At 56.5% G+C, this 12,054-nt stretch carries 13 protein-coding genes; 10 read left to right on the top strand and 3 right to left on the bottom strand.

What is annotated here, in order from left to right:
* The first annotated feature begins 2,149 nt into the window (after positions 1–2,149).
* The 6 genes from E5Z01_RS18150 (at position 2,150) to E5Z01_RS18125 (ending at position 7,937) form a co-directional block, all read left to right on the top strand.
* Positions 2,150–2,866: a hypothetical protein gene (locus tag E5Z01_RS18150; protein WP_240738569.1), complete on the top strand. Its 717-nt coding sequence runs from the start codon at positions 2,150–2,152 to the stop codon at positions 2,864–2,866.
* A complete protein-coding gene (locus E5Z01_RS18145; RefSeq protein WP_135230658.1) occupies positions 2,850–3,236 on the top strand; it encodes a hypothetical protein in 387 nt (128 codons plus the stop codon). Before E5Z01_RS18150 ends, E5Z01_RS18145 begins: the two co-directional genes overlap by 17 nt.
* Before the next feature lie 59 nt (positions 3,237–3,295).
* Positions 3,296–4,939 carry an MBL fold metallo-hydrolase gene (locus E5Z01_RS18140; RefSeq protein ID WP_338069172.1) on the top strand — a complete coding sequence of 548 codons (1,644 nt, stop codon included), beginning with the start codon at positions 3,296–3,298 and terminating at the stop codon, positions 4,937–4,939.
* Between the two features lie 21 nt (positions 4,940–4,960).
* Positions 4,961–5,278 (top strand): hypothetical protein, encoded by a 318-nt coding sequence (locus E5Z01_RS18135; RefSeq protein ID WP_135230656.1) that lies wholly within the window; start codon positions 4,961–4,963, stop codon positions 5,276–5,278.
* Between the two features lie 32 nt (positions 5,279–5,310).
* Positions 5,311–5,721, top strand: a complete 411-nt coding sequence (locus tag E5Z01_RS18130) for a helix-turn-helix domain-containing protein (RefSeq protein ID WP_167758009.1) — start codon at positions 5,311–5,313, stop codon at positions 5,719–5,721.
* Between the two features lie 779 nt (positions 5,722–6,500).
* A complete protein-coding gene (locus tag E5Z01_RS18125; protein ID WP_135230654.1) occupies positions 6,501–7,937 on the top strand; it encodes a hypothetical protein in 1,437 nt (478 codons plus the stop codon).
* A 132-nt stretch (positions 7,938–8,069) separates the two neighbouring features.
* Here E5Z01_RS18125 and E5Z01_RS18115 read toward each other — a convergent pair whose 3' ends face one another.
* On the bottom strand, positions 8,070–8,459 hold the full coding sequence (locus tag E5Z01_RS18115; protein ID WP_240738561.1) for an HNH endonuclease: 390 nt from the start codon (positions 8,457–8,459) through the stop codon (positions 8,070–8,072).
* A 177-nt stretch (positions 8,460–8,636) separates the two neighbouring features.
* Here E5Z01_RS18115 and E5Z01_RS18110 point away from each other — a divergent pair, with 177 nt between their 5' ends.
* Positions 8,637–9,293, top strand: coding sequence for a ParA family protein (locus E5Z01_RS18110; RefSeq protein ID WP_135230652.1), 657 nt, complete (start codon positions 8,637–8,639; stop codon positions 9,291–9,293).
* Positions 9,290–9,631, top strand: a complete 342-nt coding sequence (locus tag E5Z01_RS18105) for a hypothetical protein (protein WP_135230651.1) — start codon at positions 9,290–9,292, stop codon at positions 9,629–9,631. Before E5Z01_RS18110 ends, E5Z01_RS18105 begins: the two co-directional genes overlap by 4 nt.
* A gap of 90 nt (positions 9,632–9,721) precedes the next feature.
* Here the strand turns inward: E5Z01_RS18105 and E5Z01_RS18100 are convergent, their stop codons facing one another.
* Both E5Z01_RS18100 and E5Z01_RS18095 read right to left on the bottom strand, forming a co-directional pair.
* Positions 9,722–10,279 carry a hypothetical protein gene (locus tag E5Z01_RS18100; protein ID WP_135230650.1) on the bottom strand — a complete coding sequence of 186 codons (558 nt, stop codon included), beginning with the start codon at positions 10,277–10,279 and terminating at the stop codon, positions 9,722–9,724.
* A gap of 98 nt (positions 10,280–10,377) precedes the next feature.
* A complete protein-coding gene (locus E5Z01_RS18095) occupies positions 10,378–10,614 on the bottom strand; it encodes a helix-turn-helix domain-containing protein (RefSeq protein WP_167758008.1) in 237 nt (78 codons plus the stop codon).
* Positions 10,615–10,691: 77 nt separating this feature from the next.
* On the opposite strand from E5Z01_RS18095, the gene E5Z01_RS18090 reads away from it, so the two are divergent.
* Positions 10,692–11,483 carry a hypothetical protein gene (locus E5Z01_RS18090; RefSeq protein ID WP_135230648.1) on the top strand — a complete coding sequence of 264 codons (792 nt, stop codon included), beginning with the start codon at positions 10,692–10,694 and terminating at the stop codon, positions 11,481–11,483.
* 81 nt (positions 11,484–11,564) lie between these two features.
* Positions 11,565–12,014, top strand: coding sequence for a hypothetical protein (locus E5Z01_RS18085; RefSeq protein ID WP_135230647.1), 450 nt, complete (start codon positions 11,565–11,567; stop codon positions 12,012–12,014).
* The last annotated feature ends 40 nt before the right edge of the window (positions 12,015–12,054 follow it).

The following is a 12,054-nucleotide window of genomic DNA, read 5'->3' as shown; positions in this document are numbered from 1 at the left end:
TAACCCTGTACAACGAGAGGCGATTACACTCCAGTCTGGGGTACGTGCCCCCGGCAGAGTTTGCGGCCCAGTATCATCAAGCCCAGATGTGACTTGACCCCCTGTCCGCCTTCTTGGGTGCAGTCCACTGTAATTTCTAGGGTGCGTGGGTAAGTCCCGAACGCTTAATGAATGACTCTTCTGAGAGAGCCTGGGCGCGGACTGGGCACATTTCCTCTATTACCTATTGCGATTCAAACTCGCTAGCTGAGGTGCTGGCCAAAGATGGGTCTGGCTTTGGTGTTCCTTCAAGCGCAATGCAGCGAGGGAAACGCCATACAGTTGCGCAGAAGCGATATTGGCGAAGACCTGCGGTCTTCAATTAGAGAGATAGATGCACCTTCCAGGCAGAGGAAGCCAGAAGGGAACTTTCGGGGTTTGAGCGCGTCCCGTCTGTACTGGCTTCGAAGGAGTCGCGCCCCCTTTGGCCGGTTCATCGGGTCATCGGCGAATGGCCTTGCCCCCAAAGACACAAGTCCCCAAAAAGCTCTCGCTTTGGGGACTGCCAGGCCGGGAACCCTCCCTCCTGTAACCAGATTTTAAGTGCGGCTACACTTCAGTTTGAATAAGGCTGACAGTCGCTTACTGAAGGCGACCCGCACCAGACATGCACCGAAATCCCACTCACGATATGGGCAATGCACACGCCTCGCTGTGCTCTATCAGGTGTGACCTGACAAGCGAGTCAATTTTCCGCACATGGAGGCAAAAGCCTGCCACGCACATACGTCGACAGCCGCGCAGAAGTGACGGCCTAGTCCACCCCGAATTCATGCCGCAAATGACAGGGCGGAACGCCCACCAGTGACCTAGCTTATAAGGCCCCTGCTGACTGGTTGCGGGGGAGTCTGGCGGTAGAAAAAATACTGCAAAAAAACGACGTGATGACCTGACGCTGGTCACCCAAATCGCTGCATTTTTGACCACATTTTTTACAGGAGCCAACCTGCAGAAAATGCTGACATTTTGGGGGCCAACCCAGCGTGCCTTGGTGCTCGGCGTTGCATGCCGTAATCCTCGCAGATGAAACCCAGTCGAACCTACGGAACGACCTTCAACCGATGGCAGTTTTCGGCCTGACTTTTCAGCCAGTACACAGGGCTTATGGAACAGCTTCCGCTCGACCTGTTTGAACCTAGTAACTGCCGCTCCCGCTGCTTGCCGCCGACCCTGAAAAAGCGGCCCTGATGTATAGCAAGCAACCTCCCACGTTATCCAAATCTTCTGGCTGCATTCGCAGTGATGTAGCCCGGTCAGCATCCATGCAAACTTCGCTGTACAGTCAGTCCAGTTCCCTTTTCCTGAACCTTTAGCCGCGCAAATGTTCCGAACTCGCGGTTTACCTGCTTGCATGTTGTCCACGTCTCTCGACGGCCCGAATGTGTCCATCCGGTTCTGACCACTAACACCATTGACTTTCCCCTTAATAAAGCCAACCACCCCACAGCAACCGTACTGACTGCCGTTACTGGCTTGAGCTATCCGCCGACCTTGCGAGCTTGCGCCCTCAAGTGCCACAGCACCCTTTGCGTGTCGGTCATCACCCAACATCACGCCGTTGCTGCTCATGACCTCACGGCCATGCTGACGCCCACCAGTGGGGACCTGGTTCGACCCTTCCGAGCCGCCCCAGCTACTTTTCCGAAATGGCAGGGTTGCACGAGTCGCCCCGTGTCCCGTTTCCGTGTCGCCCAACCTTCTCCAAACAGGATTAGGTAGAAGAAGGGAGTTGCACCCTCCAGCCCCTGTTGCAGCCGCGCCAGCGAGGTTTCCCCAGCACGCAGCTACGTCGGTTTGGTCATGGTGGCGAGCCATGCCCATGGTTGTCTGCGAGGACAGCACCATAGACTCAGGCTACTCAAGGGCTGTTCCGAAATAGGAACATTCATTATATCTATTGAAATTACATCTCTAAAAGGGCATTTTCCAGTTTCCCTTGCACGTTTATTTATTCTTAATACTTCAAGGAAGGGCTTGACAAATCACCCTCGGATACCGGTGATTTTTGAAGTCAAATACTTCAAGAGTCGAAATAGGTTTTACCCCCAATTGGGGGTATTGGAGACAGTAGAGTTGCAAATCACACCCTCGCGCAATCATCTATAAGTATGTGCAAATTATCTACCACACGACAGTCACGAGTGGTTTACGCGCGGTTGCACACCTAGCTCGCGCGTCGCCATACGCCACCACCATCACTGCGCCTATTGCTAAGGCGGAGGAGATAGCGAGCAAGCAAGTTGCTCGTTACCCCAGTTTGGGAGCCGACCATGGCACCCGTACGGCCCTTAGGCAGGTGGGTCTGCCAGCACTGCAGATGGTGGTGCTGCCACCTGACGGCGGCAAGATTGCAATCGTCCTTTTGGCCAATCAACCGCCGGACGATCGTGAGCAGTGGCAACTGGCAATTGACCCTGACTGGCCGCTAATTTGGCGTAATTATCAGCTGGCGCAAACCGAATTGGGAGCTATCACGTGGCGTCTTAGCGAGCAGGCCAGAACCCACTACCGCCAGCGTATCAATCGCCTAATTACTGGCCGTGGGGGACAACCCACGCCCGGCCAACGGCCTTACCAACTACCTGCTGATACTGCTCGTAAGCAGGTTTTGGCGTTAGCTGAGCATCTGACTCATTACCCCGGGTTTTCGGGCATCCGGAACGATGTTTTTGCCTTTGCTCAACACTCGACGCGGGTTTGGCGCGCGACTCATCCCGACGAGCCAGCACCCATGTGGCCAACCATGCCTTATGTGAGGTTTGGTAAGCCGAGAACCGCCTCGCTTCGCGAACTTACTGGAGAAGATATTAATGATGAAAAAATCTAAGCACAATGGTATGTCTGAAATGATTGTTTTTAGGGTACAGGTCGGAAGAAAAACTCAAGAAATTGTGGCGAGTAATGTGCAGGACTTGAAGCAAAAATTGGGAGATATTTGGCCTGCAATGGCCGATTACAGCCTTCAGGCTGCTGCACATCTGGCGTTCGCCGAGCAATTGCCCGTCGGCAACAAAATGATGGGTATCTGGCGTATCGGGACAAGGCCGTTTGTGCCTGATGCACCTGCTAACGACAAGCCCAAAAAGTCCAGTAGTAAGTCGATAGAGAGCGACAAGTCGGAAGGGAAAACTACTAGTCAGACCCATGCAAATGACGAAACTCAAAATCTGCATGTGATGCCTGAGATCCTCCCTTAAAACCACTCGTCACCAGCCGCCATCTAAGAGGGTGGCGGCCCTTATTTTTTGATACTGATATGCGTATGTCGTTCGCGTTCATTGGGCTAGGCGGTACGGATGAGGTAGGAGCCAGTTCCTACCTTTACTTGCTTCGGGAGGGCAACCTCCTGATAGACGCAGGCTTACGCCCAGGTCACGTGGGTGAAGCGGCTCTTCCCAAACTGGAACTCCTGACCGACTATCCGCCCAGCGCCATGGTGCTGACCCATGCGCACCTTGACCATGTGGCTGGGTTACCTGTCGTCATTCGCCGGTTCCCCAAGCTCAACATTTACTGCACTGAAGCAACTGCTCGTATCGCAGCTCTGGTTCTCGCTGATACGCTTAAGGTCAGCACTGAGCAGGGTTACCCGATGTTTAGTCCGACTGAAATGAAGCGCACCCTCGAGCGCTTGCGCCCTATCCCCTATTTCCAGCGCATTACCGACCATGGCTTCGCTTTCACTCTCTATCCCAGCGGCCACCTCTTAGGGGCAGCCAGCGTCCTGATTGAAAGCGGCGGAAAGACCGTTTTCCACACCGGGGATGTCAGCAACGTCGAGACGCCGGTGGTCACTGCTGCCTGGTTGCCCGCACAGGTCACTCCAGTTGATGCGGTGGTTTCGGAAAGCACCTACGGCGACACCTTGCTGCCTTCCCGTAAAGAGCAGGTACGTACCTTCGTACAGGCCATCGGCGAGACGCTCAAGGGTGGCGGAAGGGTATTGATTCCCTCATTCGCCCTGGGCCGTGCCCAGGAAATCACCCAGATTTTGACCACCAGCATGGCGAGCGGTCTCCTTCCAAAGGCTCCGCTCTACCTGGATGGCCTGACCCGCCAGATGACCGAGGCCTACGAAGAGATGCTTCCGCTGCTCCCACCGGCCTTGCAGAACCGCCGCAAGGCCAGTGGGCAACCCGTGTTCCTCAACGAGGCGGTGAAGCTGGTCAGAGACCGCCGTGAGCGCGAGCAGGTCATTGCTTCCGACCGACCCGGCATTGTGGTGGCCTCGAGCGGCATGCTGCACGCCGGAGCCAGTCCCCTCTACGCCAGGGCCTGGTTGCCCCAAAGTGACAATGCCCTCTTCGTGGTGGGTTATCAGGATGCCGAGTCGCCGGGCCGCCGCCTGCTGGAGCTGCAGCAGGGTGGTGAAGTGATGCTGCCGAACGGTCGGGGTGGCCTGGAAGCTGTATCGGCGTACTCGCGGGTGGAACGCTTCTACCTCTCGGCGCATGCCGACCGTGGCGGCATGCTGGGTATGATTGCCCGCTACAGTCCAGGAAAAGTCCTGCTGACTCATGGGGAAGTTGCCCCCAGAAACAACATGGCCGGTTACCTGAACAGCAAATACGATGTGAGCCTCCCTGCCACCGGGGAAATCGTCGAACTGCAGGACAGTGGCCGTCGCCGGAGGGCGTTCATCAATGCCGGGAAGAAGAAGCTGGAAGCCGTCAAAGAACGGCACGCCAAAGCCAAGGTAGAGGTGACCTACGACCCTGAGCATCATGTCCTGGTGGTTGACCTTCCGGAAACCATTGACGGTTCCCTCTTCGGCGAGGGCGAGTACACCCTGGAGGTGCTCAGAGGCAAGCTGACGCGAATCAAGCTCCGCGAGCGTGATCAGGAGGCACTGGCTGGCATTCAAGAAGTCAGCGAAGAAGACACACTTGCGGTTGATTAACCCATAAGTTAATATTCCAGCATGCTGGAGGGATTCGATTTCAGTACAGACGAGGTGCACACCTGGGAAATCGAAGCCATCTGGCATGCCATCGATGTGGGGACACTCGCCTTCAGTCGCCACGCTGCTCAGGAATTGAGTCTGGACGGGCTTCATCAGGAAGATGTGCTCGATGCCATCAGCTTCTACGACGAAGTGAGTAAAGACCTTCCTGACAATGCCCCCGGACGGGCACCAGGCATCAACTTCGACCGCCATCTGGAAACCGTCACCGTTCGCGCCAAGGTGGGCTGGAACCAGGGCGGATACTACATCGTCATCACCGTCATGGCGAACTGAAAGGATGTTCAATGATGACCCAGCAGCAAAGCTTGATTACTGAAACCTTCAAAGTCAAAGAGGGCCACCTCCTGACCGTTCATCAGGTGCCCGCCCTCACCGACCCGGCAACGGGTGAAGTGGCCTTCTCGATGGGCGTCGTGGCCGCCCTGGACGTTCTCAAGGAAAAAGCGGCTCAGCAGGGTCTGACGGAAATGCAGTTCGACCCGGCCCTGATACCGGCTCAGGAAGCCCCCGACCCGGTCAGCCGGGAGCTTCGGCGGGCCATGCTGGCCCGGGGGATGACCGGGGCCGCTATAGCGCGCGCGTTAGGGGTCAAGCCTCCTCTGGTCTCGCGCTGGCTGAGCAGCAGCTACCACGACCACAGCATGGAAACCATTCGCCGCATCGCGGAGGTGCTTGACATGGAAGTGGAAGTGAAGCTCAAGCCCAAGGCTTCGTGACAGCTTCCTTCAGCGGAAGGGAAGTTCGCGTCTAGGAGGATTGTTCGTATGGGACGGCATTTCTCAGGCTTGACAGCTATTCGTTGCGGGCTGTCACAGCGCTTCTCTTGGCATGCGCACCCTCGCGCGCTTATGCTGGAAGGATAGGAGGAAGGCAAAATCCAGGCGGATTTTGCGTAGGAAGCAATAAAAAAGTTGAACACCCGCGCCAACGGATGTTCAGAGAGAAGTCGGAAAGATGCCCCAATCGCAATGAGGGCATGTTACCGATAAGCCCCCTTTTTTGCAAGTGGTGGTGACATGGTTTTACTTCACGAAAGTAGGCGGGAAGGCTCAGATATCCGGACGCCTGAACCCAGCAAAGAGACCCGGAAAAGTGCACTCGTTTGGCACTCGTTTGCAGATTTTTCTGGACACTTTTTTTCCTGTTTGGAGGGTTCAGATTTCGTCTCAGTCCGCTCCGGATCCGTTCACTTGCCGTTAGTAGATGCGCAACCCGAAGTTGCGGAAAATCTCGAACTGAACAGCATAATTTCCAATTGTAAGTCGAAAGAACTTCTGCCGACTCCGCTGTTCGGGGCTCTAGTTGACCTTTCAACACGGGGAAAATTCTTAGCAGGTTTTGGTGCATTTTGCCCACTCATAAAGCTCGCAGAAACTCAGCGAAATGACGCTCTGAATGTGCCGATTCACGACTGTTTTTATCCCTCAATTTCTCCTCAAATATTTGGGGGCGAATCGGCTATTTCAGAGGACGAAAACGCAACCGAGGTGAGGCGATGAGTCTCACCGAAAACGCCAAGGCGATGAGCTTCCTCAAACGCTTTGAGGCGACTCAAAGAGCCAGGGGGCGGGAAGTCATTCCGCTTTTCGAGAACCTGCCGGTCTCTGAACCAGCACCAGAGGTGGAAGCGCTGGTCAAGCCGGATAGCGGTCTGCCCGTTTGCCGAACAGTTGACGATATTCAGGCCGAAATCAAGGCGCGACGGCAATCCGTCTCGCAGACCACTCCGCCATCTGTGATTGACCGTTACGCCGCGGCCATGCCGCCGCCTATCCGCGTGCAACGCGAATACCGCTTCAACTTATCTGACACGCTCACTTCCTGCCTGGACACGGCGGAGTGTCCTCAACTCGCGCGCAGGCTGTTCCGTCTACTGCACGAGTTGGCCTTGACCAGCATCCGCGCCCGTGGCTTGCCTGCGGCTGGCGTCACCGTGGGGGTGTTTCACCTCCCGTTGGAACTGTTGGCGGCCCACTTTCAGGTAGACCGGACGACGATTTGGCGCAATCTCAAGCCCCTGCAGACTGCCGGTGTGATTGACGCCCGTGACCATTTCGGCAAGCTCAGGGGTCAGACTGCGGTCACGGGCAAGGTCTGGGCCGTCAGCATCCATCCCGAGCGCCAGCTTTCCGGTCATGCCGATGCAGTGAAGGTCAGGCACGAAGACCTCAAATACTCCTGGCGCAATCTGGACGCTGATGCGGAGTCTGGCCGGACGGTCTGGAACTTGACCAGAACCGAAGAGCAAAAGGAGGCCTACCGGGCCAAACAGTCGGCCCAACAGGAAGAGCGGGCCGAGGCCCGCCAGCTGGCTGCCCAGAGAGCGCTTGAACGTCAGGAAGCCAGGAAGCGGGGTGAAAAGGTACTCACGGGCCGGAAGGCGGCGACGGTCAATGCTGCCGAAACCCGGGTGAAAAAACCGCGGCGGGAGCAGGGCCAGAAAGAACTGCAACAGTCAATTCAAGGTCTGAAGGCAGTAGAAAAACAGGAACTAATAAGGTGGGTGTTAGATGGTTTTTCTAAGTCCACTGACGTTACCTTGACTGTTGCAGCCGCGATTTCAGGCGGCCTCGAAGTGATTTTCACCTTGCCTGCCCTTGCAGGACTCTCCCGTCAGCGGAGGAATGCTGAAGTCGAGAGAGCCGCTCGTGCCCTGGCAAACAGTTTCGAAGACAACCAGAACATTCGCTTCTGGTGCTGGCTCATCTGGCAGCTCATCCGCGGAGCAGACCAGGGACAGAATTACAGCGACGATGTGGCCCATCTCTTGGCTCGCGTCCTGCACGACATCAAGCACGACGAGTCAATGTATTCCCGCGCCCAGAAAAAACCCGCCGCACTGGTCATTGCTGAACTCAAAGCCTGTGGCATATATGACGCCCTAAAACAGCTGGCTCCGACAAGAGCTGGCGGGAGGCCGAAAGCTGCCTAGTTCACCTTAGAGCAGTTCTCCGAATTACGCGTGCGTCGGAACAGCACCGTCACCCGCTCCATTCTCCGTCCTGCTCATTGTTTTGCACTCGTTCCGCTCGCCAAAAAGATGTGCATCTTTTTGTCAAATGCTCTAGTCCTCAACTTCAACCTCATCGTTGCTGAAGAGCGGCACTTGGGTCAGGGGAAGCTCAGATATTCGAGCCTCTCTTCGGCGAAGTGGTGGCTCTCTCCCCTGCCACACCAGGATGTGAGCAAACAGTGTGCCCACAGTGTTCTCGGGAATAACCTGGAAAAGCTCCGGGAACAGACTGGGCATCCCCAGTTGATGGCGACGCGCGTGATATTCAGCATGTGCGTGCACCCGCTGGCTGGGCAGCACAATCAGATTGTCGAGGTCATTGTTGAGACTGTTGCCGTCTCGGTGATGTACGACCTCGCGGGGCAGGAGCGGGCGGCCCAGGGCCTCCTCCGCTACCCAGCGGTGGCGCAGAACACGTCGCTGCGTGACCGGGTCACGCATGTACACATAGTATTTTCGCCTCATAGCTGCTTCTTTGAGTGACCGCAAAAATGTCGGATTCGCCTATCCCATCAGCTTATTCAAGCATGGTAACAAATAAGTAAGCTCTCAAGCAAGCAACCTTGCAACCTTGCTTGCAAGATAACTTGCTTTTTACCTTCTTGGTAAGCTGGAAATATGGCAAGGAAGAAAGCAAGCTCGCCAGCTCGGAGTGGCCCACTGGTACTTGGTCTGGCGAGCCTCAAAGGTGGGGTGGGCAAGACCACCAGTGCTGTTCACCTCGCAGGTGCCCTGGCCCTGGAAGGTTTGGAGGTGGTGCTGCTGGATGGCGACCGCATCCGCACCGCGACCGCCTGGGCCAGCCGTGAAAAGTTACCCTTCCGAGTCGTGTCCCCGACAGCACTGGCCCGTGCTGGCGAGTATGACGCTCTGGTCATCGATTCTCGTGGGGGTGCGGACGCTGGGGAACTCCTGGAGGTGGCGCAGACAGCTGACCTGTTGATTCTTCCCAGTCCTGCCGACTTGAGTGGCCTAGATGGCATCGGTCAGACCGTAGAACTGCTGAGCAGTGGAAATATTCCCCCTGAACGCTACGCAGCTCTGCTGACGAGAGTACGACCAGGTCCGCGGGCAGAGCAGGCACGCGCAGGTCTGGCCCAGTTGAACGTGCCGACCTTCGAAACCCAAATCCGGGAATCCGTGGCTTTTCAGGACGCTATCAATCAGGGAGTGCTCGTCAAAGACATCAAGGACAGCAGAACAGCTCAGACCGGCTGGGAGGACTACCGACAAGTAACAGCCGAAGCTATCAAGCTCTCCGGGTGGGGCGCATGACGAAGAGGGGAAAAGACGAGTTGGGAGCGGTGCTGGGTAACCTGCGTAAGGGTCGCGAAAGCGAGCCGGTCAGGCAAGAAAGAGTCGAGGTAAAGGCGGAGACCTCGCCTTCACCAACGAAACAGGGAGTCAGTAAGGTGCGTGAGGCCCGTGAAGCGTTCACTTCACGGCTACGGCCTTCACAGAGGCGCTGGCTGAAGAGATGGGCCAGCGACCTGGAAGAGGAACTTGGCGTGCGGGTTACCGTCGAAGACGTTCTCGAAACCATGCTTCTTCAGGTACAGGAAGACGAAAGTTTGCGAGAAAACCTCGTACAGCGGCTCACTGAAGGAAATTAAGCAAGATTGCTTGCTTGCAAGGTTGCAAGGTTTCTGGTTTGCCAGAAACCTTGCGGGGCTTGCCTCATCTCCAGTTCTTACACACGCCAGCTATTCCGCTGCGTAGCCGATGTTGCAGCCCAGCGGGACAGCTACTCCACCAGGTTCAGAGAGGACATACGGCAGGCAAACGAGTTGAGCGTCCCGCCAGCCGACCCACATGAGGCACAGTTCCTCGGCGAGCAGGCGGGTAGCCTTGGCTTCTTCGAGCATGTCCTCGATTTCACGTTGGTGGGGGAGACAGCTGTCAGGACGCATCAGCCAGATGCCGGTCCAGTCGATGTCTGGATGGCACTGCTGAAAGGCGTCACTTGCGCCGAGCAGGTAACTCGCATCCATGTCAAACAGGGGCCGCGGGCCATACCCGGCGGGCAAAGCATGCTCAATCTTCAGGCTGGTGCCCTCGCGGTATCCGAACAGCGCACCGAACTGATCACTGCCGCCGGTTTCCAGACGGGCGTGGAAAAAGGGGAGGAGAGACCGGGCGCATTCCACCCGTGCTAGAGGGTCTTCCGCCGCCAGGCCGTGCCTGACGGGCTGGCCGTAGAGGCCCAGATAACGCTGCTGTGCCCGATTCAATCGCATCTGGGCGTAGGGGGTATCATTCATCTCGTCTCCATCACTTGTGGATTCCTGGCAAGGGCCTTAGTTTCGAAGGCTCAAGCCCTTGTCAGGTACTTCCAGCGTGTGGACGCGAGGGTGAATTGTCAACTTCCGGTGGGTGAATCGTCGCTGCGGCCAAGCATGTCGACAAGTTCCTGCCCAAGGGCCTGGGCCAGTCGCTCCATGTTGTCCACCCCGACGTTGCGTTCCCCGCGCTCGACAGAGCCGACGTAGTTGCGGTGCAGGTCTGCTTTCTCGGCCAGTTCTTCCTGGGAAAGACCTTTCTCCTGGCGGAGGCGGCGCAGAGCGTCGGCGAAGCGTTGACGAGCGGTGGATGGCACGCCATCCACTATCAGAAGAAGTCGGTCTCCTCTCTACACACTAAAGTGTTGAACACGATAGTGTGTAAACTGGGGATATGCAGGCTAACACCATCCAGGAAAAGCACTGGCCACTTTGTGAACACCTGGTCACTTCAGCCGTCAAAATCATCGGTCAGCTCGGCAATGAGGACGAAAAATCTCGGAAGTTGGTGCGGGAGCAGGCTGAGCTGCTCCACGCCGGGCTGGGCCAGCTGCTTACGGTTAAGCAGTACCGAGCAGCTGCACGCAGAGCCACTAAAATCGTCGAAGAGCTCGTCACGGCGGAAACCGACCACCAGATGACGTTTTTCGCCCTCTTGTGTCAGTCGGCTTATCAGTATGTACAGCCTGACACGCTTGAGGACGTGGCATCCAACCTGGTCGCGGTGCTTCTCACCACGCCACTCAGCTTGACTGTCCTCAAATTGACGGATGAGACTCGACCACGTCCCAGACAACGAATCCCCCTGACCAGACGCGACAAGATGCTGCTGTTCGTGCTCGGTTTTATCGGCTCGTCCCTCTCCTCAACCATGCCTTTACATCCAATCGTCCTCCAGCAGGTCAGGGGTGTCCGCGAATTTTTTGCGGACCAGTTGCTGCATGTCGCTGAACCAGAACGGAGCCATCAGGCAGCCCTGGAGGCTACGCTGCAAGTCTTCCGTGCGCCTCCAGTCCTCGACATTCCGGCCATTCATCACTGGCATAACCTGACGTGTGCAGTGCTCGCGCCTGCCCTTGTCAAGTATGACTCGACCCAGCCTGACTCTACTGTCGATTTTGTCGTCTTGACAGCGCTGGACGCCCGGCTCGAGCTTGCCAAGTCCCGGAGGGCCACACTGAATTAGTGCTTCGCTGGAGTAAGTCTGCGTATGTTCGACTTCTTTGAACACTATGGTGTTGAATACGATAGTGTGTAAACTGGACGTATGCAGTCACTCATGGTTCAAGAAAACGACTGGCCAAGAATCGAAGCTTGCGTGATAGATGCGGCCAGAATTATCGGTCAACTGGCCCATCCGACCAGTTCAACCACCCTGACGGAGCAGACCACGCTGCTGCAGTCTGGCCTCAAGAGACTCTTGACAGCGGAACAGTTCTCAGGGGCAGTAGTCCAGGCCCGTGCCAACATGGCCATTCTCGAGTATCAGCCGCCCGATTTACTCGGCCTGGTCTGTCAGGTGGCGTTCGGCCAGATGCATCCCACGACGACTCTGCGGCAGGATGTGGCTGTCAAGCTGATGACGGTTCTGCTGAGCAGTCCGGCCTACGTTGGGGTCACTACACGATTCGCGCAAAATTGTAGATATTGTTTTTTGCCCGGCCCGTCAAGTCTCGCTGGAAAGCCGCACATACAGCGGGTCGTAGGGCTTCCCTGACTTGACCACCGCAAAGCCCACGCATAGTAATTTGCGTGCC

This window comes from Deinococcus fonticola (assembly GCF_004634215.1).
GTDB lineage: Bacteria > Deinococcota > Deinococci > Deinococcales > Deinococcaceae > Deinococcus > Deinococcus fonticola.
This window is presented reverse-complemented; position numbering and strand designations above follow the sequence as displayed.

What these genes read in the sequence shown, in the direction of transcription:
- E5Z01_RS18115 (WP_240738561.1), bottom strand. Translation starts at nt 8,459, where the DNA reads ATGCGTGACCCGGTCACGCAGCGACGTGTTCTGCGCCACCGCTGGGTA.
- E5Z01_RS18100 (WP_135230650.1), bottom strand. Translation starts at nt 10,279, where the DNA reads ATGAATGATACCCCCTACGCCCAGATGCGATTGAATCGGGCACAGCAG.
- E5Z01_RS18125 (WP_135230654.1), top strand. Translation starts at nt 6,501, where the DNA reads ATGAGTCTCACCGAAAACGCCAAGGCGATGAGCTTCCTCAAACGCTTT.
- E5Z01_RS18140 (WP_338069172.1), top strand. Translation starts at nt 3,296, where the DNA reads ATGCGTATGTCGTTCGCGTTCATTGGGCTAGGCGGTACGGATGAGGTA.
- E5Z01_RS18110 (WP_135230652.1), top strand. Translation starts at nt 8,637, where the DNA reads ATGGCAAGGAAGAAAGCAAGCTCGCCAGCTCGGAGTGGCCCACTGGTA.
- E5Z01_RS18135 (WP_135230656.1), top strand. Translation starts at nt 4,961, where the DNA reads ATGCTGGAGGGATTCGATTTCAGTACAGACGAGGTGCACACCTGGGAA.
- E5Z01_RS18105 (WP_135230651.1), top strand. Translation starts at nt 9,290, where the DNA reads ATGACGAAGAGGGGAAAAGACGAGTTGGGAGCGGTGCTGGGTAACCTG.
- E5Z01_RS18090 (WP_135230648.1), top strand. Translation starts at nt 10,692, where the DNA reads ATGCAGGCTAACACCATCCAGGAAAAGCACTGGCCACTTTGTGAACAC.
- E5Z01_RS18085 (WP_135230647.1), top strand. Translation starts at nt 11,565, where the DNA reads ATGCAGTCACTCATGGTTCAAGAAAACGACTGGCCAAGAATCGAAGCT.
- E5Z01_RS18145 (WP_135230658.1), top strand. Translation starts at nt 2,850, where the DNA reads ATGATGAAAAAATCTAAGCACAATGGTATGTCTGAAATGATTGTTTTT.